The organism is Streptomyces sp. NPDC034085, assembly GCF_055575555.1.
In genome coordinates this window covers 170125-195913 of record NZ_JBVISL010000005.1, presented here as the reverse complement: position 1 = coordinate 195913, position 25789 = coordinate 170125, and the positions used below count along the sequence as shown (strand labels likewise).

Genomic DNA, 25789 nt, shown 5'->3' with positions numbered 1-25789 from the left:
CGGGCGGATCAGGCGTCGAGGACCCGGTCGAACTGCGTCGTCGTGTGGCGCAGGTGCGCCACCAGCTCGTCGCCGACCCTCGGCTCGGTGGCGTCCGAGGGCACGAACAGGATCGACACCTGCATGTGCGGGGGCTCGGCGAACCAGCGCTGCTTGCCCGCCCAGACGAAGGGCGACAGGTTCCGGTTGACGGTGGCCAGACCGGCCCGCGCCACGCCCTTGGCGCGCGGCATCACCCCGTGCAGGGCCTTGGGGGCCTCCAGGCCCACCCCGTGCGACGTGCCGCCCGCGACCACGACCAGCCAGCCGTCGGAGGCGGCCTTCTGCTGCCGGTAGCCGAACCGGTCCCCCTTGACCACCCGGGTGACGTCCAGGACCGAGCCCCGGTACTGGGTCGCGTCGTGGTCGCCCAGCCACAGCCGGGTGCCGATGCGGGCCCGGAAGCGGGTCTGTGGGAACTGCTGCTGGAGCCGCGCCAGTTCCTCGGCCCGCAGGTGGCTGACGAACATGGTGTGCAGCGGCAGCCGGGCCGCGCGCAGCCGGTCCATCCAGCCGATGACCTCCTCGACGGCGTCCGAGCCGTCCGGGCGGTCCAGCGGCAGGTGCAGGGCGAAGCCCTCCAGCCGGACGTCCTCGATCGCGGACTGGAGCAGGCCCAGGTCCTGCTCGGAGACGCCGTGGCGGCGCATCGAGCTCATGCACTCGATGACCACGCGGGCACCGACCAGCCCGCGCACCCCGTCCACCGAGGACACCGAGCGGATCACCCGGTCCGGCAGCGGAACCGGGTCCTCACCCCGCCGGAAGGGGGTGAGGACGAGCAGGTCGCCGCCGAAGTAGTCCTTGATGCTCGCGGCCTCGTAGGTGGTGCCGACGGCCAGGATGTCGGCGCCCATCCTGGTCGCCTCCTCGCACAGCCGCTCGTGGCCGAAGCCGTAGCCGTTGCCCTTGCAGACCGGGATCAGACCGGGGAACTGGTCCGTGATCTGCTTCTGGTGCGCACGCCAGCGCGCGGTGTCGACGTAGAGCGTGAGCGCCATGCCCGTCCGGAACCTCTCTCGAAATACAGCTGGGTCAGCGGCGCGACATGTAGATGTCGAGCGCCTTGTGCAGCACCTTGTTGAGCGGGAAGTCCCACTCGCCGACGTACTCGACGGCCTCGCCGCCCGTACCGACCTTGAACTGGATCAGGCCGAACAGGTGGTCGTTCTCGTCCAGCGTGTCAGAGATGCCGCGCAGGTCGTAGACGCTGGCACCGAGCGCGTACGAATCGCGCAGCATGCGCCACTGCATCGCGTTCGAGGGCCGCACCTCGCGCTTGTGGTTCGCGGAGGCGCCGTACGAGTACCAGACGTGCTGGCCGACGGTGAGCATCGTGGCGGCGGCCAGCGGCTCCCCCTCGTGCGTGGCGATGTACAGGCGCATCCGGTTGGGGTCCTCGGAGTTGAGGGCCGTCCACTGGCGCTGGAAGTAACTGAGCGGGCGCGGGCGGAACTTGTCGCGCTCGGCCGTGATCTCGTACAGGTACTGCCAGGTGGGCAGGTCGTCGTAGCCGCCCTGGACGACCTCGACGCCGGCCTTCTCGGCCTTCTTGATGTTGCGGCGCCACAGCTGGTTGAAGCCCTTGAGGACATCGTCCAGGGAGCGGTTGGCCAGCGGGACCTGGAACACGTAGCGGGGCTGGACGTCGCCGAACCCCGCGCCGCCGTCCTCACCCTGCTGCCAGCCCATCCGGCGCAGCTTGTCGGACACCTCGAAGGCGCGGGGCTCGATGTGCGTGGCCTCGACGTCGCGCAGGCGCTTGACCTCGGGGTCCTGGATGCCGGCCTTGATGGCGGCGGAATTCCAGCGGCGGATGACGACGGGCGGGCCCATCTTCACCGTGAAGGCGCCCTGCTGCTTGAGGTGGGCCAGCATCGGCTGGAGCCATTCCTCCAGGTTGGGGGCGTACCAGTTGATGACCGGGCCCTCGGGGAGGTACGCGAGGTACCGCTTCACCTTGGGCAGCTGGCGGTACAACACGAGCGCGGCACCGACGAGTTGACCGGACTTGTCGAACCATCCGAGGTTCTCCGAGCGCCACTCGTTCTTGACGTCGGCCCATGCCGGGACCTGGCAGTGGCTAGCCGAGGGCAGGCTCTGGAGGTACGCCAGATGCTGCTCTCGGCTGATGGTGCTCAGGGACAGGCTCATGCGGGGTGTCTCCTCGGGCGGCTTCGCTGCTATGGCGCGAAGCCTACTGCGACGGGGGCGCCACCCATCTGGGGGTCGGGCCGGTGCCCGGGCCGGACTGAGACCGGCGCCCCGCCGCGGAGGTCCCCCGGTCAGCCGAACCAGCCGCCGAAGAGACCGCCGTGCGCCATTCCGAGGAAGAAGCCGATGGCAGACGCGCCAAGGCCGATGATCAGCGCGAAGCGCTCTCGGGTGGTGGCGGAGATGAACTGTCCGTACAGCCCGGTCCCGATCCCGATCAGCCCGGCCCACGAGCTGAGCAGGTGCAGATGGTGGAAGAACGCAGTGACGAACGCCACGGCGCCGAGGACCAGGGTGACCGCCATCAGGGTGTCCTGGAGCGGATGCGGCTTGCCGTCGGTGGAGAGGAGCGAGATCGGCGGGGGCGAGGACTGGCGATGCATGGCCTGTGCCATCGGAAGGCACCTCCTGGCTGACGCAGAACGGCGCGCGCGGCCGCCTCCCGCCTGGGCGGGAGGCATAGCACCGAGCACACCCGGTGCCTACAGATTGTGGCCTCCTCCCGCCGGATTTCAACCGGAAGGAGTCGAGCAGGTAGTCTGTACGGTCTGCGCGGTGTCTGCTCTCAGTCGCCGTGCGGCACGCATCACGACCCTCCTGCCACGGAACGACCGTGGCCGCTGAGTCCAAAGGAGGTGGGTTCCACATGCGTCACTACGAAGTGATGGTCATCCTCGACCCCGATCTCGAGGAGCGCGCTGTCTCCCCGCTGATCGAGAACTTCCTCTCCGTCGTCCGTGAGGGCAACGGAAAGGTCGAAAAGGTCGACACCTGGGGCCGTCGTCGTCTCGCTTACGAGATCAAGAAGAAGCCCGAGGGCATCTACTCGGTCATCGACCTTCAGGCCGAGCCTGCGGTCGTCAAGGAGCTCGACCGCCAGATGAACCTGAACGAGTCGGTTCTCCGGACCAAGGTCCTTCGCCCCGAGACCCACTGAACTCCGGTTCAGCGGTAATCGGGATCGAGTAGCACAGCAGCCCAGCAGTAATCCCCGCCGAGAGGTTCATCCATGGCAGGCGAGACCGTCATCACGGTCGTCGGCAATCTCGTCGACGACCCCGAGCTGCGCTTCACCCCCTCGGGTGCGGCGGTCGCGAAGTTCCGTGTCGCGTCCACTCCCCGCATCTTCGACAAGCAGACCAATGAGTGGAAGGACGGCGAAGGCCTGTTCCTGACCTGCTCGGTCTGGCGTCAGGCGGCGGAGAACGTCGCCGAGTCCCTTCAGCGGGGCATGCGCGTCATCGTGCAGGGCCGGCTGAAGCAGCGGTCGTACGAGGACCGTGAGGGTGTCAAGCGCACGGTCTACGAGCTGGACGTCGAGGAAGTCGGCCCCAGCCTGAAGAACGCCACGGCCAAGGTCGCCAAGACCACCGGTCGCGGCGGCCAGGGTGGATACGGCGGCGGTGGCGGCCAGCAGCAGGGCGGCGGCAACTGGGGCGGAGCCCCCAGCGGTGCGCCCCAGGGCGGCGGAGCTCCCTCCGACGACCCGTGGGCGTCCAGTGCGCCGGCCGGCGGCCAGCAGCAGGGCGGCGGGGGCGGCTGGGGCGGAAGCTCCGGCGGCTCCGGCGGTGGCTACTCGGACGAGCCGCCCTTCTAGGGCGCTCGCATCCAAACTTCTTGATCACACAGGAGAGACACAATGGCGAAGCCGCCTGTGCGCAAGCCTAAGAAGAAGGTCTGCGCGTTCTGCAAGGACAAGACCGCGTACGTGGACTACAAGGACACGAACATGCTGCGGAAGTTCATTTCCGACCGCGGCAAGATCCGTGCCCGCCGCGTTACCGGCAACTGCACGCAGCACCAGCGTGACGTCGCCACGGCCGTCAAGAACAGCCGTGAGATGGCGCTGCTGCCCTACACGTCCACCGCGCGATAAGGAAAGGGTGACCGACTAATGAAGATCATCCTGACCCACGAGGTCTCTGGCCTCGGCACCGCCGGCGATGTCGTCGACGTCAAGGACGGTTACGCTCGCAACTACCTGGTCCCGCGTGGTTTCGCGATCCGCTGGACCAAGGGTGGCGAGAAGGACGTGGCGCAGATCCGCCGCGCCCGCAAGATCCACGAGATCGCGACCATCGAGCAGGCCAACGAGGTCAAGGCCAAGCTCGAGGGCGTGAAGGTCCGTCTGGCCACCCGCGCGGGTGACGCCGGTCGTCTCTTCGGTTCCGTCACCCCGGCCGACATCGCTTCCGCGGTCGAGGCTTCCGGTGGCCCGAAGGTCGACAAGCGCCGCGTGGAGCTGGGCTCCCCGATCAAGACCCTCGGTTCGTACCAGGTCTCCGTGCGTCTGCACGCCGAGGTCGTCGCGAACGTGGGCATCGAGGTCGTCGCCGCCTAAGGGCAGCGCATGAAGGGCCGCACCCTCCGGGGTGCGGCCCTTCGTCGTTTCACGTGAAACATGGTTCGTCGTTTCACGTGAAACATGGCCCCACAGCGGTCGTGTTTCACGTGAAACATCAGTGTGGTCAACGAGTGGCCCCGGAGACCAGCCACCGGCCGGAGCGGGCGCGGAGCTGGAGGGTGGCCATCCGGACCAGCATCATCAGCGTCATGGCCCACCAGAGCGTCGTCAGGCCGCCGCCGAGGGTGGGAACCAGGAGCGCGGCCGGCGCGAAGACCGCCAGGGTCACCAGCATCGCCCAGGCGAGGTAGCGGCCGTCGCCGGCACCCATCAGCACCCCGTCCAGCACGAACACCACTCCGCAGACCGGCTGGCTCAGGGCCACCACCAGCAGGGCGGGCAGCAGGGCGTCCTCGACCACGGGATCGCCAGTGAACAGCGGGATGAACACGGGCCGGGCCAGGACGACCAGCAGACCCAGGACGACGCCCGAGACGATCCCCCAGAGCACCATGCGGCGGCAGACGGCCTTCGCTCCCTCGGTGTCCCCGGCGCCCAGGTAGCGGCCGATGATGGCCTGGCCCGCGATGGCGATGGCGTCCAGCGCGAAGGCGAGCAGGCTCCAGAGGGACAGCAGGATCTGGTGGGCGGCGATGTCGGCGTCCCCCAGCCGGGCCGCCACGGCCGTCGCGATCATCAGGATGGCGCGCAGGGACAGGGTGCGGACCAGCAGCGGCACCCCGGCCTGGGCGCAGGCCCGTATGCCGGCCGCGTCGGGCCGCAGGGAGGCGCCGTGGCGCCGGGCGCCGCGGACGACCGTGACGAGGTACACCCCGGCCATGGCGCACTGGGCGATGACCGTGCCCCAGGCGGATCCGGCGATGCCGAGACCGGCGCCGTAGACCAGGGCCACGTTCAGGGCGCCGTTGAGGGCGAAACCGCCCACGGCCACGTAGAGCGGCGTGCGGGTGTCCTGGAGGCCGCGCAGGACGCCGGTGGCGGCCAGGACCACGAGCATCGCGGGTATGCCGAGGGCGGAGATCCGAAGATACGTTTCTGCATACGGCGCGACGGTGTCCGAAGCGCCGAAGAGGGAGACCAGCCACGGCGCGGTGAGCAGGACGGCGGCGACGACCGCCGTGCCGAGCAGCAGGGCGAGCCAGATGCCGTCCATGCCCTGCCGGATGGCGGCCTGGAGGTCGCCCGCTCCCACGCGCCGGGCCACGGCCGCGGTGGTGGCGTAGGCGAGGAAGACGAAGACGCTCACGGCGGTGGTGAGCAGGGCCGCCGCGACGCCCAGGCCGGCCAGCTGCGGGGTGCCGAGGTGGCCCACGATGGCACTGTCGGCCATCACGAAGAGGGGCTCGGCGACGAGGGCGCCGAAGGCGGGCACGGCGAGTGCGAGTATCTCGCGGTCGTGCCGTTTCGGTGTGGCCTTCGCGGCTGTGGGGGCCTGTGTCATGCGCCCAATCTAATCTTCCACAGGTAATGGACACAAGGGTCCTTGGGCCATTACCAAGCTCCTGACTTGGGCGTTCTTTCCGGCCCGTCGGGGACGATCTTGAGACAGTGGCCAAGATTTTTCCCCACCCTCGCCCTCCCTGGGAGAAAGCGCAGGTCAGTGGCGGTGTGGGGGCGGGGTGGGTGATTTTGTCCACAGCGTCGTCCCCCGGTCTGTGCACAGCTTCGGGCGACTTACCCACAGCATTGGGTCCGTCGTCCACATCTCATCCACACAGCCTGTGGATAACAAGATTGGCTGTCGCCGCTCGCGGCCCTACCGTTGGGCGTTGCCCGACGCGCTCAGAGCCGGTCCGGGTGTCCCGAATGTCAGAGCCGTGTCGTAGAAAGACTGCCACGGCGAGGTCCGCGCTGCGGACGGGAGGAGGCGGCCCGGTGAGCATGCCCGAGCCCATGGACGACCCCTGGGCCGACAGCGGTCCCGGCGACCGTCTCCCCACCCGCTCGCGCCGGGGTGGCGAAGGCCGCGGCCGCGGCGACGACCAGCAGGACCGGGGCCGCGAGGGCGGTTCCTGGGACGGCGGAGGGGGCGGCTTCGAGCGCGTCCCGCCGCAGGACCTGGACGCCGAGCAGTCCGTGCTCGGCGGCATGCTGCTGTCCAAGGACGCCATCGCCGACGTGGTCGAGGTCCTCAAGGGCCACGACTTCTACCGGCCCTCGCACGAGACGATCTACCAGGCCATCCTCGACCTGTACGCGAAGGGCGAGCCCGCCGACCCGATCACGGTCGGCGCCGAGCTGACCCGCCGCGGTGAGATCGGCAAGGTCGGCGGTGCCTCGTACCTGCACACCCTGGTGCAGTCCGTCCCGACCGCGGCCAACGCCGAGTACTACGCGGAGATCGTCCACGAGAGGGCCGTACTGCGCCGCCTCGTGGCGGCCGGTACGAAGATCACACAGATGGGGTACGCGGCCGACGGGGACGTCGACGAGATCGTCAACAGCGCCCAGGCCGAGATCTACGCCGTCACCGAGCAGCGCACGTCCGAGGACTACCTGCCGCTCGGCGACATCATGGAGGGCGCACTCGACGAGATCGAGGCGATCGGCTCGCGCTCCGGCCAGATGTCCGGGGTGCCGACCGGGTTCACCGACCTCGACTCGCTGACCAACGGCCTGCACCCGGGCCAGATGATCGTCATCGCCGCGCGACCCGCCATGGGAAAGTCGACGCTCGCGCTGGACTTCGCCCGCGCGTGCTCCATCAAGAGCAATCTGCCCAGCGTCATCTTCTCCCTCGAAATGGGCCGCAACGAGATCGCCATGCGCCTGCTCTCGGCCGAGGCCCGGGTGGCGCTGCACCACATGCGCTCGGGCACGATGACCGACGACGACTGGACCCGCCTCGCCCGCCGGATGCCGGACGTCTCCGCAGCCCCGCTCTACATCGACGACTCCCCCAACCTGTCGATGATGGAGATCCGGGCCAAGTGCCGCCGGCTCAAGCAGCGCAACGACCTCTCGCTCGTCGTCATCGACTACCTCCAGCTGATGCAGTCGGGTGGCTCGCGCCGTCCCGAGAGCCGTCAGCAGGAGGTCTCGGACATGTCCCGAAACCTCAAGCTGCTGGCCAAGGAGCTGGAGGTGCCGGTGATCGCGCTCTCCCAGCTGAACCGTGGTCCCGAGCAGCGCACCGACAAGAAGCCGATGGTCTCCGACCTGCGCGAGTCCGGCTCGATCGAGCAGGACGCCGACATGGTGATCCTGCTGCACCGAGAGGACGCGTACGAGAAGGAGTCGCCCCGCGCGGGCGAGGCGGACCTGATCGTCGCCAAGCACCGAAACGGCCCCACGGCCACCATCACCGTGGCTTTCCAGGGCCATTATTCGCGGTTCGTGGACATGGCCAACACGTAGCATCCGATCATGGATGCCCTCTCTGAAGACCTGGAACTGCTCCCCGCCACCCGGCGCGCCCTGAGGCACCGGATCGCCGTCGCACAGCGCGAGGGGCGGTCCCCTTCGCTGGTGGCGGCAGTCGTACGGGGCGGCGAGGTGGTCTGGGAGGGTTCCCGGACCTGCGTCGAGGGCCACGGGCCGGACGGCGACGTGCAGTACCGGATCGGATCGATCACCAAGACCTTCACGGCCGTCCTGGTGATGCGACTGCGGGACGAGGGCCTCCTCCAGCTGTCGGACCCGCTGGGCAAGCACCTCCCGGGCAGCGGAGCGGACGACGTGACCATCGGCCAGCTGCTGGCCCACACCGCGGGACTCGCGGCGGAGACGCCCGGCGCGTGGTGGGAGCGCTCGCCGGCCGTACTGCGGCCGGAGCTCGCCGACGTGCTCGGGGAGGAGCCGTTCAGGCACGTTCCCGGGACCCGGCACCACTACTCCAACCCCGGCTACACCCTGCTGGGTTCGCTCGTCGAGGCGCTGCGCGGCAAGCCGTGGGAGGAGGTGCTGCGCGCCGAGGTGCTGGAGCCGCTGGGGCTGAAGCGTACGAGCGGCCTTCCGCAGGCCCCGCACGCGGGGGGCTGGGCGGTGCACCCCTGGGCGGACGTGATGATGCCCGAGCCGTCCGAGGACCTGGGGCTGATGGCCGCGGCCGGTCAGCTGTGGTCGACGACCGGCGACCTCGCCCGGTTCGCCCGGCTGCTGATGCGCGGTGACGAGCGCGTACTGAGCGTCGCGAGCGTACGGGAGATGCGTACGGCGGCGTCGCCCCCGGAGCCCGGGCTCGCCGAGCTCGGGTACGGGCTGGGCCTTCAGGTGGCGGACCAGGGCGGGCGCCGGCTCGCCGGGCACGGCGGCTCGCTGCCCGGCTTCGTCGCCGGCCTGTGGTTCAGCGAGGCCGACGACGTGGCGGCGGTCGTGCTGGCCAACTGCACCTCGGGTCTGCCGCCGTCGACGGTGGCCGCCGACCTCGTGGCGATCGTGGCGGACGCGGAGCCGCGCATCCCCGAGCCGTGGCAGCCGTTCAAGGAGGGCGACCAGGTGCCCCTGGAGCTGTGCGGCCCCTGGTACTGGGGGACGTCGGCCCAGGTCGTGCGGCTGAACGCGGACGGATCGCTGGAGCTGAGCCCGGTGGGCGCCACCGGCCGGGCGGCCCGCTTCCGCGCCGAAGCGGACGGCACCTGGACCGGCCTGACGGGCTATTACGCCGGGGAGACGCTGCGGGCGGTGCGGCGGGAGGACGGCTCCGTGAGCCACCTCGACCTCGCCTCGTTCGTCTTCACGCGCGAACCCTACGACCCCGCGGCCCCCGTGCCCGGCGGCGTGGATCCGCAGGGCTGGCGGGGCATCGGCTGACACCGCGGGCCGCGGGCCGGGGGCCGGGGGCCGGGGGCTCGTGCCCGGCTCAGGCGACGAGTTCCCGCTCCAGCGGAGTGCGGAAGCGGGGCGTGATGCGGGCGGCCCCCACCCAGTCGGCCAGCCGGGCGGCCTCCGCGGCGACCGCCTCCTCGGCGGCCCGGCCGGGACTGCCCAGCAGCCGCCAGACGATCTCGCCGTCGGGGCGCTGGGCCCAGCCGCCGATGATCTCGCCGTTCCACCACACGGTCGGCCCGATGTTGCCCGCGTAGTCGAACAGGGCCGGGCGGTGGGCGGGGTCGAGGTGGAATCCCCGGTCGGCCCAGCCCATGGCGCTGGGGTCGAGTCCGGGCAGCAGTGCGGCCCAGGGTTCCACGGCCGGCTCGGGCCCGGTGTCCCCGGGGCAGACGAGCGCCGTTGCGCCACCGTCGAGGCGGACCTGCTCGGGCCCCACGGCCGCCAGGGCCTTGCGCACGTCGGTGAGGTTCCACCCCGTCCACCACTTGAGGTCGGCCTCGGTGGCCGGGCCGTACGCGAGCAGCCAGCGGCGGGCCAGCTCGGCGCGCGCCTCGGCGGCGGGCACCGGAGGCCAGGGCTGCGTGTGCACCCACCGGAACTGGCTGGAGGTCCACGAACCCCGCGGCCGGTCCCGCCGGATCCGGCCGTCGGCGGCCAGGAGACGGATGACGCGGGTGGCGACGCCGGTCTCGGTCTCGTACGTCTTGCCGCGGCCGATGGTGATCTTCTGCCGCAGGGCCGGTACCGCAGCGGAGAGCTGGCTGCCCGTCAAGGCACCTCGGGAGTCGAGCGCCTCCAGGGCGGCGGCCTCCGCGTGCGCCAGCCAGTCGGCGTCGAGACCCCGGCCGTCCTCGTCGAGGTGCTTCAGGAAGGTCCGGCGCTCCTTCACGGCGATGCTCCGGGCGGTGGACGCGTCCACGTACGGGGCGAGGCCGGCGGAGACGGCGAAGAGGGTGTTGCGCATGCTGAGCATGCGGACGACGCTGACGTCCTCGTACAGGGCCTGTTCGATCGTGGCGGGCCCGCCCTCGGCCAGCCGGGCACGGACGGACAGGTAGAGCGTCGCGGCGTCCGTGGCGTGGAGGGCGACGACGGCGTCCGCGGCCTCGCTCACGGTGGCGGCGCGGGCGGAGGGAGCCAGGCGGTGCCGCCGGCCGAGCCGGTGGCGGCGCTCGGCCGTGGTGACCAGGGGAAGGCTGGGGCTCATCCTCCCGATCGTAGGCCGGGCCGCCGACGGCGGCCCGGCATGTGCCGGAACCGCTCAGAGCTGGAGCTTGAACCCCACGTGGGAGGCGGTGAAACCGAGCCGCTCGTAGAACCGGTGGGCGTCGGTGCGGGTCGCGTCCGAGGTGAGCTGGACCAGCGCGCAGTTCTCCTGCCGCGACCGCTCGACGGCCCATTCGACGAAGAGGGTCCCCAGGCCGCTGCCGCGCTCGTCGGCGTGGATGCGGACTCCCTCGATGATCGAGCGGGTGGCGCCCTTGCGGGAGAGGCCCGGAACGATCGTGAGCTGGAGGGTGCCCACGACGCGCTCGCCGCGGACGGCGACGACGACGTGCTGGTGGGGATCGCCGGTCAGGCGCTCCAGGGCCGCGGCGTAAGGAGCCAGGTCGTCCGGGGACTCGCGCGTGGCGCCGAGGGGGTCGTCGGCGAGCATGGCGACGATGTCGGGCAGGTCCGCTTCGGTGGCGGGGCGGATGGTCAGCTCGGGGGTGGCTTCGGTCATGGAAGGAGTGTCCTCGTTTCAGCCGGCGGCGACGGTGAGTGGAGCCCAGCGACGGGACCAGTCACCGGGAAGGCCGGGGATGTCGCGCGTCATGACGGCGTTGAAGGCCACGGACCGCAGGCCGCGTTCCTTCAGCCACACGAGAAGTTCTTCGTGGCGCACGTCGACATCGGTCCGCAGGTCCCGTTCGGTGCTCGCGGCCAGGGCGGACACCAGGGCCTTGGCGGCGGTGGTGTCGCGGGCGATCAGCGGGCCGACGACATGGGTGTCCATGTTGGGCCAGATCGCGGCATAGCCGATGAGGGTGCCGGCGTCGTCCTCGGCGACGAACAGCCTGTCCGTGAAGGCCGGGAGCCGGGTGAGGAGGTGGGTCCGGTCGGTGCCGAACACCTCGGTGTCCAGCCGGACGATTTCCCGGAGGTCCTCGGCGGTGGCCGGCCGGACGCGGACACCGGCGCCGGCGGAAGCGGGAGCGGACGTGAGGCCGTCCGGTTCGGGGCGGAAGGCGCCCCTGAGCATCTCCGCGCGGCCCGTGGTGTCGAAGCCGAGCTCCTCGTAGAGCGGGCGGCCGTACGGGGTCGCGTGCAGGGTGAGCGGGACCCCGGCGAGCATGTCGTCGCACACGTGCGTCATAAGGCGGCGCCCCAGGCCGTTGCGGGCGTACCGGTCCGCGATCAGGACCATCCCGATGGCGGCGAGGTCGGGCTTCGCGCCGGGGTCTCCGTACCGGGTGACGACACAGGCGGCGGCGAGCCCCCGGCCGTCGGGGGCGTCGATGCCGTATCCGGTTCCGGCGGTGAGCAGCAGCCCCCACTTGTGGTCCTCGCGCGGCCAACCGCGGTCCTCGGACAGGTCGGCGCAGTGACGGAGGTCATCCGGGGTCAGTACGCGGATCGGCAGGTCGGTGAGCAGTGGTGGTGTCACCGGCCCAGAGTGGATCACCGACTTGCGGGGAGTCCAGAGAATTGACGATCGGGCCGCTCCATGTTTCGGGCCGCTCCATGTTTCACGTGAAACATGCCGCTCCATGTTTCACGTGAAACATGCCGCTCCGTGATTCACGTGAAACATCGCATAGCCTCAACGGCTATGACCTCGCTGCACCTGTTCGACCTCGACGGCACCCTGATGTACGGATCGGCCGCACCGGTGGAGATCTCCCGGCAGCTCGGTGTCGACCGGCAGATCGCAGAGCTGGAACGGGCCTTCGCCGCCCAGGAGATCGGTCCGCACGAATTCTCGGTGGCGGCCCGGGAGCTCTGGGCCGACCTGACGCTCGCACACGTCCGGGCGGCTTTCGACGGGTCACCGTGGCTGGCGGGGATCCGGGACGTCTGGACGGAGATCCGCGAGCGCGGGGACTACTGTGCGGTGATCTCGCTGTCACCCTCCTTCTTCGTGGAGCTGCTGCTGGAGTGGGGCGCGCACGCCGCTCACGGATCGGTCTACCCGACGGTCCCCTTCACCCAGCCCGTCGACGTGACCGGGATCCTGACGCCCGAGCGCAAGGTGGACATCGCGGACCGGTTGTGCGCGCAGTTCGGAGTGGGCCGGGCCGACTGCGTCGCGTACGGGGACTCCAGGACCGATTCGATGCTCTTCGAGGCGGTGCCGCGTTCGGTCGCGGTGAACGCCCGGCCCTACCTGGCGGCGCGGGCCACGTACGTCTACGAGGGCCGGGACCTCCGGGAGGCATACCAGCTCGTGGGCGGGGCACGTTCGGGAGTCGAGGCATCCTAGGGGGAAAAGGGGGTTCGAAACTCCGTTTTTTCCATTCCCCCGCAGAGCTTCCGGCCGGGTGGCACGCTGTGGAACCCGGAGCCACGGATCCGAGGCCGTGGCGTACCAGACCCGACCGAGATGTTCGAAGCGAGGCACCGCATGGACGCTCCGCCCACCAGATCGGCCAGACCGACGGGCCGGATACCCTCCGGGGGCGGTGCGATCGAGCCGTCCCCGGACGCCGTGCTCATCCGCCGTACCCTCGCGGAGATCGCACCCGTCGCGGACAAGGTGACCTCCTACTTCTACGCCCTCGTCTTCACGCGGCACCCCGAGGTCCGTGAGATGTTCCCTGTCGCCATGGACGTCCAGCGCGACCGGCTGCTGAAGGCCCTGCTGACCGCCGCCGAGCACATCGACGACCCGGCCGTACTGACCCCGTACCTGCGCCGGCTCGGAGCCGGGCACCGCAAGTACGGCACCCTCCCCACCCATTACCCGGTGGTCGGAGAGGCCCTGCTCGGCGCGCTGGCCCGGTACGCGGAGATGTCCTGGGGGCCGGAGACCGAGACGGCCTGGGTGCGCGCCTACACCACCATCTCGCAGACCATGATCGATGCGGCGGCGGAGGACGAGGCCCGCGCACCGGCCTGGTGGCACGCGGAGGTGGTCTCGCACGACCTGCGCACCCCGGACATCGCCGTGCTGACGGTCCGCCCCGACCAGCCGTACCCGTTCCTCGCGGGCCAGTACACGAGCCTGGAGACCCCGTGGTGGCCGCGGGTCTGGCGGCACTACTCCTTCGCTTCGGCGCCCCGCGCGGACGGGCTGCTGTCCTTCCACGTGAAGGCCGTCCCGGCCGGCTGGGTCTCCAACGCCCTGGTGCGGCACGCCCGCCCGGGCGACGTCCTGAGGCTGGGGCCGCCGGCCGGCTCGATGGTGGTGGACCACAGCACCGACAACGGGATGCTGTGTCTGGGCGGTGGCACCGGCATCGCCCCGATCAAGGCGCTGATCGAGGACGTGGCGGAACACGGGGAGCGGCGTCCCATGGAGGTCTTCTTCGGGGCGCGCAGTGACAACGACCTCTACGACAAGGACACCCTGCTGGGCTTGCAGCGCTCCCACCCGTGGCTGTCGGTCCGCCCGGTGATCGGGGAGGGGCTGGCAGGGCAGCTGCCGCAGGCGGTCGGTGAGAACGGGCCCTGGAGCTCGTACGACGCCTTCATCTCGGGGCCGCCGGCGATGATCCGCAGCGGTGTCGACGCGCTCAAGCGGATCGGGATCCCCGGGGAGCGCATCCGCTACGACGCGCTGGAGGAGCTGGCGGGCGTGGCCGGCTGAGACCGGCCCGGCCCGCCATCCCCGGCCCGCAGGGCCGTCAGCCCAGGTCGGGGGCGTGCATGGCGCGCACCCCCTCGATGTTGCCGTCGAGGTAGTGGCGCAGTGAGAGCGGGACGAGGTGGACGGCGGCGATGCCGACGCGGCTGAAGGGCACGCGGACGATCTCGTACTCGCCCTGCGGGTCGTCGACCTCGGGACCGTGCCGCAGGCCGGGGTCCATCGACGCGAGCCGGCAGACGAAGAAGTGCTGCACCTTCACCCCGGTCACTCCCCCGGAGCCGATGTGCTCGACCGTGTCCACGAAACAGGGCACCACGTCGGTGATCTTGGCGCCGAGTTCCTCGTGGAGTTCTCTGTGGAGCGCCTCGACGACCGTGCTGTCCGACGCTTCCACGCCGCCGCCCGGGGTGACCCAGTACGGATCGACGCCGGGCTTGGTGCGCTTGATGAGGATCAGGGCGTCACCGTCGAGCAGGATCGCGCGGGCGGTGCGTTTGACGACGGGACGTTCGGTCATGGGTGAAGAGTGGCCCGCGCCCGCGCATCTGAAACGCGCCATCGTCCGGAACCCAAGGGGCTCACCAGTGCGCGGCGGCGCGCACCAGGCGCTCGTGGGCCCGGGCGAGGTGGGCCAGGGCCAGGCTGCCGGCCCGGACGACGAGGAACCACGTGCGCAGCGGGGGCACGGCGGGCTCCAGCAGGGCGACGACCTCACCGCGGTCGAGGGAGTCCTGGCACAAGTAGCGCGGCAGGACGGCGAGTCCCGCCCCCGCCCGGACGCATTCCAGCACGGCCCGCAGGTCGGGGGCCACGACGGTCGCGGCGGCATCGGGTACGGAGTCGAAGACGGCGGCCCAGTAGCGGGTGACCAGCGGCAGGCTCTCGTGCACCTCGACCACCGGGATCCCTTCCAGTGCCGCCGGGCCCGAGGCGCTCAGCCCGGCCGGGTCGGCCAGGGCGGCCCAGTAGGGGGCGGCGACCAGCACCTGCTCCTCGTCGCAGAGGGCGCTCGCGGTGAAGGGGCCGCCGCGCGGACGGGCGGTGGTGACGACCAGGTCGTGCTGTCCGGCGGCCAGCCCGGCGAGGTTCTCCTCGGCGCCGGGCACGAGGGCGGTGCGCAGCGTCTGCCCCTGGCCGACCAGCGGCGCGAGGGCGGGCAGCACGCGCAGGCACAGGAATTCCGGAGGACCGGCGAGGTGCAGGGTCCGCAGGGTGCCGGCGGCCTCCCGCTCGGTCTCGGCGATCCGGAGCAGGGCGTCGAGGTGCGGGGCGGCCTTGTGGGCCAGCTCGTCGCCGACCGCGGTGGGGGTGACGCCGCGGGCGCGCCGGTGGAACAGGGGCCGCCCGAGCTGTCGCTCCAGGGTGCGGATCTGCGAGGTGACGGCGGGCTGGGACAGCCCGAGGAGCGTGGCGGCCCGGGTGAACGAGCCGGCCCGGTGCACGGCGACGAAGGTGCGCAGCAGGGCCAGGTCCATGGCGGCCCCTCTCGGTGGGGGCCTTCAACTATAAATATGCCGATAGGCCCCTGTCGTTACCGTGATTGGACTCTGACGCTGAGTCAACTAGCCTTGTCGGCGTGGTCCCCACGGGGTACCGGGGCGGTCCGAGCCACCAGGGGGGAGGCTCGGACCGCTTTCCCCTCCTGTGCCGTTCAGGCCCCGGCGGCGGCGGAATCCAGGGCCCGGAGCACGTCCGCGACCAGGTCCTCGGGGTCCTCGGCCCCGGCGGAGAAGCGGATGAAGCCCTCCGGCACGGCGTCGCCGCCCCAGCGTCCGCGCCGCTCGGCGGTGGACCGGACTCCGCCGAAGCTCGTGGCGTCCTCGACCAGGTGCAGGGCGGTCATGAAGCGCTCCGCGTGCGCCCGGTCCGGCAGGGTGAAGGAGACGACCGAGCCGAACCCGTGCATCTGCCGGGCGGCCGTCTTGTGCGAGGGGTCCGAGGCGAGCCCCGGGTAGCGCAGCCCGGTGACCTCGGCCCGGTCGGCCAGCGCCTCGGCCACGGCCAGGGCGTTGCCCCACTGGCGTCCGGCCCGCAGCTGGAGGGTGGCCAGGGAGCGGTGGCCGAGCCAGGCCTCCATGGGTCCCGGGATCGCTCCGACGATCTTGCGCCAGCGGCGGATGGCCGCGGCCTGCTCGGGGCCGCGGCAGACGACGTAGCCGAGCAGCAGGTCCCCGTGGCCGGTGAGCCCCTTGGTCCCGCTGGCGACGGAGAAGTCCGCGCCGAGTTCCAGGGGGCGCTGCCCGAGCGGGGTCGCCAGGGTGTTGTCGACGGCGACGAGGGTGCCCCCGGTGTGGGCGGCCCGCACGAGGCGGCGTACGTCGCACACGTCGAGCCCCGGGTTGGACGGCGTCTCGATCCACAGCAGCCGGGCCCCGTCGAGGACGCCGAGCTGGGCGTCCTGGCCGGTCGGCGCGGTGCGCACCCGCACTCCGTACGCCTCCAGCTGTTCGCGTACCAGGGGCAGGGCCTGGTAGCCGTCCGACGGCAGGACGACGGTGTCGCCGGTACGGGCCTGCGACAGGAGGACGGCGGAGACGGCCGCCATGCCCGAGGCGAAGACGACGGTCTCGGCCCCCTCCCGGCCCGGGGCCTCCAGTTCGGTGATGGCCCGTTCCAGCAGGGTCCAGGTGGGGTTGGTGTCGCGGCCGTAGGTGTACGGGCCCTCGACCTCGCCGGGGAGGTGGAAGTGGGCGGCGAAGACCGGGCCGGGCAGCGGGGGCTCGTTCTTGACGGGCTCGGGAAGCCCGGCGCGCACGGCCCGGGTGCCGTCGCCGTACTGCTCGGACGGGACCGCGGCCGTGTCGGCGGCGGTGTGCTCGTTCACGCGGGGTGCTCCTTCTCGTCTGCCGGGCCCGCGGTGCGCGGGTGGACGCTCAGTTCTTGTCGGGCAGGGCCAGGTTCACGGCCCAGGAGACGACGGAGATGATCAGGCCGCCGAGGACGGCGGTCCAGAAGCCCTCCACATGGAAGCTCAGGTCGAACTGCTCGGCCAGCCAGGAGGTCAGCAGCAGCATCAGGGCGTTCACGACGAGGGTGAACAGGCCCAGGGTGAGGATGAACAGCGGGAACGAGAGCAGCTTCACCACCGGCTTGACGAGGAAGTTGACCAGGCCGAAGACCAGAGCCACCAGGATCAGCGTCAGGGCGCGGCGGCCCGTGCTGCTGCCGTCGTCGAGCGTGATGCCGGAGAGCAGCCAGATGGCGACGGCCAGGGCCGCCGCGTTGGCGAGCGTCTTGACTACGAAATTCGTCATGTGTCTGATCGTGGCAGAGAAGATCCGGGCCGGGCATCGGCAGATCAGCGGATCTCGTGCACGAGTGGCAAGAGCGAGGGGCACAGCGAAGATGAAGGCCTTCCGGCTGGATGAGCTCGAGGCGGAGCGCGCCGCCAACGACGGCGCCTATCTGCAGTTCCTGCGGGAGCGGAACATGTCGGTCGGGCTCTACGCGCTCGACGCCGGGCAGAGCGACCCGCAGCAGCCGCACCGCCAGGACGAGGTGTACTTCGTGGTGAGCGGCAGGGCCTCGATCACCGTCGGCGAGGAGACGACGGTGGTGGCCAACGGCAGTGTCGTCTACGTCCCGGCGGGGGTGCCGCACAAGTTCCACCACATCACCGAACCCCTGAAGGTGATGGTGGTGTTCTCCCCGCCGGAGAGCTGAGCCGGCCCCGGTCCGAGGGTCCCGCCCCCGATCCCCCTAGGGGGCGGGTCAGGGGGTTCCGGGGGCCGGCGGAGCCCCGTGCGGAGCCGCCGCCTCCTAGCATCGGAGCGAGGAAGAAACGGACATGGGGGCTCCCGGACACGCGCACGCACGACGTCGCGCGCACGGGGTCACGGACGAGGAAGAGGTAGGAACATGGACGGGATCCGAGCGGTGTTCGCGGGCATGCCCTGGTGGGTCAAGTGGGTCGCCGTCCCGCTGCTGGCGCTCCTCGTTTTCGGCGGAGTGATCACCTCCATCCTCGGCGCGCTGATCTCCTTCGCCTTCAAGCTGCTCCTCTTCGTCGCCCTGGTCGGCGCCGTGGTCTTCGCGGTCAAGAAGTTCACCGGCAGCGGGTCGAAGGCTTCCTCCGGCGAGTGGTAGGACCGCGGCCCCGCCCGGCTCCCTCCACGCGTCCTGGACACCCCCCCCGGGCCCCGGACCGCCACGGGTCCCGACCCCAACGGGTAAGGGGATTAACCCAGGCGGGGGAACGGGCCCGGCCGGACCGCCCGTGTGCCGGGACCGGGTGGATACAGTGGCAATCCGTGCCGATCCCCGGGCGCCGACAGCAGGTACCTCCGCCCTCCACAGGCGGTCACGTCGAAGCAGCCGCTGAGCACGACCCCCGGGAGCGACGGCACACGCGGGGGCGGCCCCCGCAGGGCGGGTCCCCCCAAGGCCCGTCGCCACGGCTGGGGGTGAGCTTTGTCATCGATTCCCAATGCCGGTGTGCCGACCCTGATCGGTTCGGTGCAGCGGGCGTTGAGACTCCTCGAAGCGGCGGGTTCCCATAGTGGGGGAGCCCCGGCGAAACAGCTGGCGCGCGAAGCCGGGCTCCCGCTCCCCACCGCGTACCACCTGCTCCGCACCCTCACGCACGAGGGCTATCTGCGCCGCGAGAGCGGTGTCTTCGTCCTCGGAGACGCGGCCGGCCGGCTGGCGGGCGGCGGACTTCAGCAGAAACGTCGCAGCATGATCCTCGACTCGCTCGCGCACTTCCGGGACGTCGTCGGGGCCCCCGTCTACTTCGCGGTGTACCGCGAGGGTGAAATCGAAGTCGTAGGCGTCTCGGACACCTCCGCCCATCCGGCCTGCGAGGAATGGGCGGACTTCCGCGCGACCGGCCATGCCCACGCCATCGGCCAGTGCCTGCTCGGCCAGCTCGACGAGAAGACCCGCAGGGACCACTACGACCGGCACCCCGTCGAGAGCATCACGCCGTACACCGTGCGGGACGTGCAGGCACTGGAGCAGCGGATCGGCTCCCTGGGGCGCATGCAGCCCGTGACCGAGCGTCAGGAATACGCCCTCGGCACGGTGTGCGCGGCCATCCCCATCACGGCCGGCGACGCCGCGGCGACCATGGCCATTTCCCTACCCGTGCACCAGGAAGTCCGATTGCCCTCTGTAATCGAACGGCTACGGAGTGAAGTAGGCGCGCTGTTGAGCACCCTCTCGTTCTCTATCAGTATCTGAAAACTCACTCCTTGTGATCTGCTTGGGCTTCCACCACCCTTGTCAAGGGGGCACTGGGGGATCATTCCGGCCACTTCCACAACAGCGGGGTAGGCAATGCGCGAGTCGGTACAGGCAGAGGTCATGATGAGCTTCCTCGTTTCCGAGGAGCTCGCGTTCCGGATCCCGGTGGAACTCCGGTACGACGCCGGGGACCCCTACGCGGTACGCCTCACCTTCCACCTTCCCGGAGACGCGCCCGTCACCTGGGCGTTCGGCCGGGAGCTGCTCCTCGACGGCATCAACAAGCCCTGCGGTGACGGCGACGTGCACATCGCGCCCGCCGGTCCGGAGGAGCTGTCCGACGTCCACATCCGGCTCCAGGTCGCGGCGGACCGAGCCCTGTTCCGGGCCGGCGCCGCACCGCTCGTCGCGTTCCTGGACCGGACCGACCGGATCGTTCCGCTCGGTCAGGAGCGCAACCTCGGCGACTTCGAGGAGAGCCTCGACCAGGCGCTCGACAAGATCCTCGCCGACGCGCAGCAGAACGAGCGCAACGCGGGCTGACGAGCTCAACGGCGCCAGGGCCGGGGCCGGGGCCGCGCGGCGTCACCGTCACCGTCACCGTCACCCACGTCTCCCCGGCAGCCCGCCCTTCAGCGCTTGCGCCGCCGCCGGCCCCGGCCGCCGCGGGCCGGCCCCGCGGCCGCCCCGGCGGCCCCACCGCCGCCCGCGGCCGCCGGCCGGTCGGCCGAGACCACCAGCGCCGCCAGCGCCGTGGTCACGGGCACCGAGGCCACCAGCCCGATGGAGCCCACGAGGGTCCGAACGATCTCCTCCGCGACCAGCTCGCTGTTGGCCACCGTGCCCATGCTGCTGTCGGCGATCGAGAACAGCAGCAGCAAGGGCAACGCGGCGCCGGCGTACGCCAGCACGAGGGTGTTGACCACCGACGCGATGTGGTCGCGGCCGATCCGGATGGCCGCCCGGTACAGGGCGCGCGGGCCCATGTCCGGGTCCGCCTGGTGGAGTTCCCACACGGCCGACGTCTGGGTGACGGTCACGTCGTCGAGCACGCCCAGCGATCCGATGATCACGCCCGCGAGCAGCAGGCCGCTCATGTCGATGTCCGGGTAGAGCCCGTGGATGAGACCGGTGTTGTCGTCCGTGTTGCCGCTCAGGAACGCCCGGCCGATGAACACCGAGCCCAGCAGCCCGATCAGCAGCAGCGAGACCAGTGTGCCGAGGACCGCCACGGAGGTCCTCGCCGTCAGCCCGTGGCACATGTAGAGGGCGATCAGCATGATCGCGCTCGCGCCGATGACGGCGACGAGCAAGGGGTTCGAGCCCTGGAGGATCGCCGGGAGGATGAAGAGCGTCAGGACGCCGAAGCTGACGACGAGCGCGATGAGGGCGAACAGTCCGCGCATCCGGCCCACCACGACGACCGCGACGGCGAAGATGCCGGCCAGCAGGGCCAGCGGGAGCTTCCGGTTCAGGTCGATCACCGAGTACTGGAGGTCCCGCGGCGCGTCCGGCGCGTAGGCGACCACCACCTCCTGGCCCTTCTCCAACTGCCGTGGCGCGCCCGGCTGGACGATCTCGAAGAAGGCTCGTCCCTGCTCCGGCCCGCTGGTGACCTCGACGGTGGCCTTCTTGCACTCGCCGGTCCGGGCGGCCTGCGCCTCGCGCCCCTCGGGGGTGGAGGTGTCACCGGTGGGGGGGACCTGCGAGGCGTTGACCGATTTGCAGTCGACCTTCGCGAGAGCGACGACCTTGCCCTGCTGGGTCTGCCGGTCGAAGCCCACCCCGGTGCGTTCGTGCGCGGGGGCGCCGCCGGGCCAGAGCACGGCCATGCCGACGAACACGGCTGCGGCGAAGGGGATCAGTACGGCTGCGATCACCTTGCGCAGGTGCTTGGAGACCGGAGCCGCCGGGCCGTGGCCGTGGGAATGCCCGTGGGAATGCCCGTGCGAGGAGTCGGCCGCGTGCCGGTGGGACGCATGCCCGTGGCCGGTGTGGCCCGAGGGATCTGTGGGCTCGTGGGGAGGCTGCGGCGAGGTCGTCACCGGCAGATCATCGCAAGAGATGAGGGGGCCCACTGTTCAGCACGCCACACACGACGCTAACGTGGGGGCTACTTTGCACAACGCGGGAGCTCGGAGCACCGGGCTGAGAGGGCGCTGATCACCGTACGCGCAGGAGAATGCGTACGGGAGGAGGCTGCGTCGACCGCCGAACCTGTTACCGGGTAATGCCGGCGTAGGGAGATCAGGTCTCATGACCATTCAGGACGCACGCACGCCTGCCGTCAGCCAGGACGCCGACGGCCAGACCGAGCGCCAGCCCGGCTGGCACAAGGGATACCTGGCGGGCTCCCGCCCGGACATCCGGGTGCCGGTCCGCCAGGTCCACCTCACCAACGGCAAGGACGTGACGCTCTACGACACGTCCGGGCCGTACACCGACCCGCAGATCGAGACCGACGTGCGCCGGGGCCTGCCCCCGCTGCGCGAGAACTGGATCATCGGCCGCGGGGACACCGAGGAGTACGCGGGCCGCCCGGTCCGCCCCGAGGACGACGGCATCAAGCACACCTCCCCGCGCGGGGGCCTCAAGAACCTCGACGCGGTCTTCCCGGGCCGTCCGCGCCAGCCCCGCAGGGGCCGTGGAGGCGCCGCCGTCACGCAGCTCGCGTACGCCCGCCGGGGCGAGGTCACCCCGGAGATGGAGTACGTGGCGATCCGCGAGAACGTCTCCCCGGAGGTCGTGCGCGAGGAGATCGCCGCCGGCCGCGCGGTGCTCCCGGCGAACGTGAACCACCCGGAGATCGAGCCGATGATCATCGGCAAGAAGTTCCTGGTGAAGGTCAACGCCAACATCGGCAACTCCGCCGTCACCTCCTCCATCGAGGAGGAGGTCGACAAGATGACCTGGGCGACCAAGTGGGGCGCCGACACGGTCATGGACCTCTCCACGGGCCGCAACATCCACACCACCCGCGAGTGGGTCCTGCGCAACTCCCCCGTGCCGATCGGCACCGTGCCGCTCTACCAGGCGCTGGAGAAGGTCGACGGCAGGGCCGAGGACCTGACCTGGGAGATCTACAAGGACACGGTCATCGAGCAGGCCGAGCAGGGCGTCGACTACATGACCGTCCACGCCGGCGTGCTGCTCCCCTACGTGCCGCTGACCGCCCGCCGCAAGACCGGCATCGTCTCGCGCGGCGGCTCGATCATGGCGGCGTGGTGCCTGGCGCACCACAAGGAGAACTTCCTCTACACGAACTTCGAGGAGCTCTGCGAGATCCTCGCGGCGTACGACGTCACCTACTCGCTGGGTGACGGCCTGCGCCCCGGCTCCATCGCGGACGCCAACGACGCGGCGCAGTTCGCCGAGCTGAAGACGCTGGGCGAGCTGAACACCATCGCCAAGCGGCACAACGTGCAGACCATGATCGAGGGCCCGGGCCACGTCCCGATGCACAAGATCAAGGAGAACATCGACCTCCAACAGGAGATCTGCGAGGAGGCGCCGTTCTACACGCTCGGCCCGCTGACCACGGACGTCGCGCCCGCGTACGACCACATCACCTCGGGCATCGGCGCCGCGATGATCGCCTGGTGGGGCACGGCGATGCTCTGCTACGTCACGCCCAAGGAGCACCTGGGCCTGCCCAACCGGGACGACGTGAAGACCGGCGTCATCACGTACAAGATCGCGGCGCACGCGGCGGACCTGGCCAAGGGCCACCCCGGTGCCCAGGAGTGGGACGACGCCCTGTCGGACGCGCGCTTCGAGTTCCGCTGGGAGGACCAGTTCAATCTGGCCCTCGACCCGGACACGGCCCGCGAGTTCCACGACGAGACCCTCCCCGCGGAGCCGGCCAAGACCGCGCACTTCTGCTCGATGTGCGGTCCGAAGTTCTGCTCGATGAAGATCTCGCAGGACATCCGCCGGGAGCACGGCGGTGACCTGAAGGCCGACGAGATCGAGGCGGGCATGGCGGAGAAGTCCGCCGAGTTCGCGGCCTCGGGCAACCGGGTCTACCTGCCGCTGGCCGACTGACCCCGGGACCGGACACGGATCCGGGACCCGGACCCGGACACGGGCCGGCCCGCGACCTCATGGGGGGAGTCGCGGGCCGGCCCGGTGCGGTGGCGGCGCGGGTCCGCCGGCCGCGGGCGGTTCAGGCCACCACGCCGTATCCCGCCCCCAGCCCGCGGCGGGCGAACTCGCGGTTGGCGAGCACCCGTTCGCGCTGCTCGTCGGGGAGTTTGCCCTCCCCGAGGAGACGCTCGCAGCAGTCCAGCGACTCCTGGTACGCGCCGGTCCAGTAGGCCGCGATGGCGAGTTCGTCGAGCGCGCGCCAGTCGTGCCAGGCGTACTCGACGAACAGGATGTCGTCCGGGTACGGGATCCGCACCGCCTGCCGGGCGAACAGGTAGGCCAGCGGCCAGCGCTGTTCGACGCGGCAGAGGCGGGCGAGGTCGCCGAGCGCCTCGGCGCGCGTGGGGCGGCTCTCGTGGGCGCGCAGGTAGCGGTCCATCACCTCGGCCGGCGGCCGCCCCAGCTCCGCGGCGATCCGTGCGGCGTAGACCCGGGCGCAGTACGTCTCCTCGACCCAGCCGCCCATGGCGACGCGGTGGTCGTAGGCGGCGAGCGACTTCTCCGGCTCGCCGGCGTCGCGCCAGCTCTGGGCCAGGTAGAACGCGTACCGGGGGTTGCCGGGCTCCTTGGCGAGCCCCTCTTCGAGGATCTTCGCGTCGCGCAGGTACTTCGCCCGCTCGCCGCCCTCCCGCAGGCGGGCCCCTCCGCCGACGATGAGCATGCTGACCCCCTCGAGCACCTCCTGGCTGTGCTCTCGTCCGCAGTCGAGGTACTCGTGCAGCACGCCGACGTAGCGCCAGGGCAGCCGGGTGGAGACGAGCGACGGACGGTAGTGGATGACCGGGCCGTGGTGGACCGCCAGCTTGTACGCGTCGTGCGTCAGGTCCGGCATGCGGAAGCCGGGCTCCACCCGCATCTCGTCGTCCGCGTCGATGAACAGCAGGTAGTCGGCCGTGGAGCGGGCGAGTTCGATGGCCTCCGTGCGGCTGCCGTCGAAGCCCTTCCACGGGCGCTCGTACAGGGTGCCGGGCAGATCGCCGAAGCACTCCCGGATGACGTCCTGGGTGCCGTCCGTCGACCCGGTGTCCACGATCACCCAGGTGTCGATCAGGGGGCGCACCGACTCCAGGCACTTCCGGATGGTCGGAGCCTCGTTCTTGACGATCATGTTCAGGCAGACTGTTGCGCTCAAAGGTCCCGTCCACGGTGTGCGGGCCGCCCCCGGGGGACGGCCAGGCCGGTGTCGGCTCGTGACCGTAGTGAGCGCTTCGGTGCGGTTGTCCACGACTCGCCGGGAGCACTACTGCGTATGCGGCTGCGACGCCACCCACGGGGCGGGGGTCTGCTAGGCCGATGTGTTGACGTCGGGCCCCCAGCGCTCAAGGTGCGGGGCGCTTCGTCCGTTTTCCCGGAGGAAGCTCGAACCCGCGACCGGGGTGTCACCCGTTTCGGCGCGGCAGTACGTTCCGAAGGAGCGCTTTGATGAGTCGTGAGCACAGGACCCGTTCCTCCCTGGGTCCCGTTCCTCGTAGTCGGGCCTGGTACGTCGGGGGCGCCCTGGCCTCGCTCTCCCTGGTCATGGTCGGCCTGGCCAGCCCCACCGTCGCAACCGCCCAGGAGATCACCGCCGCCACCCCGGCCCTGAGCGCCGTCGGGCCGGCGGGCGGAGGGGACGAGTGCGACGAGGACCGCCCGCCGCACGACCATCCGCAGCGGAACCGCAACGCCGGCAAGCCGCTGACCCAAGAGCTGCTGGGCCAGTACCTGGGCGGGGGCGACGACGACGGCCCGCGCGGCGACGACGGCCCGCGCGGCGACGACGGCGGCCACGACAGGTGCCCGTCGGGCGCCACGGGCCCGACCGGCCCGACGGGTCCGACCGGGCCCGCCGGTCCGTGCCAGGACGTCGACGCGTACAACCCGAACAACTCCGAAGAGGTCAAGGCGGTCCTGACCAACGGGACCGCGTACGCGGGCATCCGCCGGATCAGCCCCGACAACAGCGCCTTCTTCTGGGTCAACGTGGGCGCCCGGGATGACTTCCCGAGCAACGCCTGCGCCATCTCCGTCGCGTCCCAGGCGAACGACGTCTCCGTCCAGGTGCTGACCACGGACAACGAGCTCTGGGAGATCACCTGCCGCCGGGTCAACACCATGGGCGAGCGCAGCCTCACCTGTGACGCCGGCTGGACGCAGGTCTCCGGCTTCCCGCCGGCGCTCCTCCAGCGGAAGTTCGGCGACAAGCCGTTCCTGAAGACCAAGCCGAACCACCCGGTCAACAAGATCGCGAAGTCTCACGCGGCCCGGACGCGCTAGTACCCGGCGTACCTGATCCGACG

The 25789-nt window shown here is 70.9% G+C and carries 27 protein-coding genes; 14 read left to right on the top strand and 13 right to left on the bottom strand.

The window, feature by feature from the left end:
- Positions 1-8: 8 nt before the first annotated feature.
- From ACZ501_RS19585 to ACZ501_RS19575, 3 genes are all read right to left on the bottom strand, one after another.
- The gene (locus ACZ501_RS19585) at positions 9-1040 is read right to left on the bottom strand and encodes an alanine racemase (protein ID WP_361595680.1); all 1032 of its coding nucleotides are present in this window, start codon (positions 1038-1040) and stop codon (positions 9-11) included.
- Positions 1041-1074: 34 nt separating this feature from the next.
- Positions 1075-2193 (bottom strand): lipid II:glycine glycyltransferase FemX, encoded by a 1119-nt coding sequence (locus ACZ501_RS19580; protein WP_361595677.1) that lies wholly within the window; start codon positions 2191-2193, stop codon positions 1075-1077.
- A gap of 131 nt (positions 2194-2324) precedes the next feature.
- Entirely contained in the window at positions 2325-2648 is a 324-nt protein-coding gene (locus ACZ501_RS19575) for a hypothetical protein (protein WP_361595674.1), read from the bottom strand.
- A 251-nt stretch (positions 2649-2899) separates the two neighbouring features.
- On the opposite strand from ACZ501_RS19575, the gene rpsF reads away from it, so the two are divergent.
- The 4 genes from rpsF (at position 2900) to rplI (ending at position 4594) form a co-directional block, all read left to right on the top strand.
- Positions 2900-3190: a 30S ribosomal protein S6 gene (rpsF, locus tag ACZ501_RS19570; RefSeq protein ID WP_004950685.1), complete on the top strand. Its 291-nt coding sequence runs from the start codon at positions 2900-2902 to the stop codon at positions 3188-3190.
- Between the two features lie 72 nt (positions 3191-3262).
- Positions 3263-3850, top strand: coding sequence for a single-stranded DNA-binding protein (locus ACZ501_RS19565; RefSeq protein WP_361595670.1), 588 nt, complete (start codon positions 3263-3265; stop codon positions 3848-3850).
- 42 nt (positions 3851-3892) lie between these two features.
- Positions 3893-4129: a 30S ribosomal protein S18 gene (gene rpsR, locus ACZ501_RS19560; protein WP_005315025.1), complete on the top strand. Its 237-nt coding sequence runs from the start codon at positions 3893-3895 to the stop codon at positions 4127-4129.
- A gap of 18 nt (positions 4130-4147) precedes the next feature.
- Positions 4148-4594, top strand: coding sequence for a 50S ribosomal protein L9 (gene rplI, locus ACZ501_RS19555; protein ID WP_125594108.1), 447 nt, complete (start codon positions 4148-4150; stop codon positions 4592-4594).
- Between the two features lie 127 nt (positions 4595-4721).
- Here the strand turns inward: rplI and ACZ501_RS19550 are convergent, their stop codons facing one another.
- Entirely contained in the window at positions 4722-6059 is a 1338-nt protein-coding gene (locus tag ACZ501_RS19550) for an MATE family efflux transporter (protein WP_468796878.1), read from the bottom strand.
- Positions 6060-6511: 452 nt separating this feature from the next.
- Between ACZ501_RS19550 and dnaB the strand changes: the two genes are divergently transcribed.
- Positions 6512-7975, top strand: a complete 1464-nt coding sequence (gene dnaB / locus ACZ501_RS19545) for a replicative DNA helicase (protein ID WP_361595876.1) — start codon at positions 6512-6514, stop codon at positions 7973-7975.
- 9 nt (positions 7976-7984) lie between these two features.
- Positions 7985-9370: a serine hydrolase domain-containing protein gene (locus ACZ501_RS19540; RefSeq protein ID WP_468796875.1), complete on the top strand. Its 1386-nt coding sequence runs from the start codon at positions 7985-7987 to the stop codon at positions 9368-9370.
- A 49-nt stretch (positions 9371-9419) separates the two neighbouring features.
- On the opposite strand, the gene ACZ501_RS19535 is transcribed toward ACZ501_RS19540, so the two are convergent.
- From ACZ501_RS19535 to ACZ501_RS19525, 3 genes are read right to left on the bottom strand one after another with little or no spacing between them, the layout of a single operon-like run.
- Positions 9420-10595, bottom strand: a complete 1176-nt coding sequence (locus tag ACZ501_RS19535; RefSeq protein WP_468796872.1) for a winged helix DNA-binding domain-containing protein — start codon at positions 10593-10595, stop codon at positions 9420-9422.
- A gap of 54 nt (positions 10596-10649) precedes the next feature.
- A complete protein-coding gene (locus ACZ501_RS19530; RefSeq protein WP_361595655.1) occupies positions 10650-11114 on the bottom strand; it encodes a GNAT family N-acetyltransferase in 465 nt (154 codons plus the stop codon).
- A gap of 18 nt (positions 11115-11132) precedes the next feature.
- On the bottom strand, positions 11133-12038 hold the full coding sequence (locus ACZ501_RS19525) for a GNAT family N-acetyltransferase (protein WP_361595652.1): 906 nt from the start codon (positions 12036-12038) through the stop codon (positions 11133-11135).
- A gap of 165 nt (positions 12039-12203) precedes the next feature.
- Here ACZ501_RS19525 and ACZ501_RS19520 point away from each other — a divergent pair, with 165 nt between their 5' ends.
- Positions 12204-12854, top strand: a complete 651-nt coding sequence (locus ACZ501_RS19520; protein ID WP_362454840.1) for an HAD family hydrolase — start codon at positions 12204-12206, stop codon at positions 12852-12854.
- A 33-nt stretch (positions 12855-12887) separates the two neighbouring features.
- Entirely contained in the window at positions 12888-14180 is a 1293-nt protein-coding gene (locus ACZ501_RS19515; RefSeq protein ID WP_468797312.1) for a globin domain-containing protein, read from the top strand.
- Positions 14181-14217: 37 nt separating this feature from the next.
- Here the strand turns inward: ACZ501_RS19515 and ACZ501_RS19510 are convergent, their stop codons facing one another.
- From ACZ501_RS19510 to ACZ501_RS19495, 4 genes are all read right to left on the bottom strand, one after another.
- Complete coding sequence (locus tag ACZ501_RS19510; RefSeq protein ID WP_361595645.1) at positions 14218-14697, bottom strand: NUDIX hydrolase; 480 nt, start codon at positions 14695-14697, stop codon at positions 14218-14220.
- 61 nt (positions 14698-14758) lie between these two features.
- Positions 14759-15655: a LysR family transcriptional regulator gene (locus ACZ501_RS19505; RefSeq protein WP_362454838.1), complete on the bottom strand. Its 897-nt coding sequence runs from the start codon at positions 15653-15655 to the stop codon at positions 14759-14761.
- A 176-nt stretch (positions 15656-15831) separates the two neighbouring features.
- A complete protein-coding gene (locus tag ACZ501_RS19500; RefSeq protein WP_468796869.1) occupies positions 15832-17004 on the bottom strand; it encodes a cystathionine gamma-lyase in 1173 nt (390 codons plus the stop codon).
- A gap of 49 nt (positions 17005-17053) precedes the next feature.
- Positions 17054-17434, bottom strand: coding sequence for a phage holin family protein (locus tag ACZ501_RS19495; RefSeq protein WP_361595636.1), 381 nt, complete (start codon positions 17432-17434; stop codon positions 17054-17056).
- A gap of 91 nt (positions 17435-17525) precedes the next feature.
- Between ACZ501_RS19495 and ACZ501_RS19490 the strand changes: the two genes are divergently transcribed.
- The 4 genes from ACZ501_RS19490 (at position 17526) to ACZ501_RS19475 (ending at position 19907) form a co-directional block, all read left to right on the top strand.
- Positions 17526-17843 (top strand): cupin domain-containing protein, encoded by a 318-nt coding sequence (locus ACZ501_RS19490; RefSeq protein WP_361595633.1) that lies wholly within the window; start codon positions 17526-17528, stop codon positions 17841-17843.
- 204 nt (positions 17844-18047) lie between these two features.
- Positions 18048-18266, top strand: a complete 219-nt coding sequence (locus ACZ501_RS19485) for a DUF5326 family protein (RefSeq protein WP_361595873.1) — start codon at positions 18048-18050, stop codon at positions 18264-18266.
- Between the two features lie 348 nt (positions 18267-18614).
- Positions 18615-19361: an IclR family transcriptional regulator gene (locus ACZ501_RS19480; RefSeq protein WP_361595630.1), complete on the top strand. Its 747-nt coding sequence runs from the start codon at positions 18615-18617 to the stop codon at positions 19359-19361.
- Positions 19362-19457: 96 nt separating this feature from the next.
- Positions 19458-19907: an SsgA family sporulation/cell division regulator gene (locus ACZ501_RS19475; protein ID WP_361595627.1), complete on the top strand. Its 450-nt coding sequence runs from the start codon at positions 19458-19460 to the stop codon at positions 19905-19907.
- A gap of 89 nt (positions 19908-19996) precedes the next feature.
- Here the strand turns inward: ACZ501_RS19475 and ACZ501_RS19470 are convergent, their stop codons facing one another.
- Positions 19997-21442, bottom strand: a complete 1446-nt coding sequence (locus tag ACZ501_RS19470; RefSeq protein ID WP_468796865.1) for a YibE/F family protein — start codon at positions 21440-21442, stop codon at positions 19997-19999.
- A gap of 178 nt (positions 21443-21620) precedes the next feature.
- Between ACZ501_RS19470 and thiC the strand changes: the two genes are divergently transcribed.
- Complete coding sequence (gene thiC, locus ACZ501_RS19465) at positions 21621-23408, top strand: phosphomethylpyrimidine synthase ThiC (protein ID WP_361595621.1); 1788 nt, start codon at positions 21621-21623, stop codon at positions 23406-23408.
- Between the two features lie 121 nt (positions 23409-23529).
- Here the strand turns inward: thiC and ACZ501_RS19460 are convergent, their stop codons facing one another.
- Positions 23530-24642, bottom strand: coding sequence for a glycosyltransferase (locus tag ACZ501_RS19460; RefSeq protein WP_468796862.1), 1113 nt, complete (start codon positions 24640-24642; stop codon positions 23530-23532).
- Positions 24643-25028: 386 nt separating this feature from the next.
- Here ACZ501_RS19460 and ACZ501_RS19455 point away from each other — a divergent pair, with 386 nt between their 5' ends.
- A complete protein-coding gene (locus tag ACZ501_RS19455) occupies positions 25029-25766 on the top strand; it encodes a hypothetical protein (RefSeq protein WP_468796859.1) in 738 nt (245 codons plus the stop codon).
- Positions 25767-25789 lie beyond the last annotated feature (23 nt).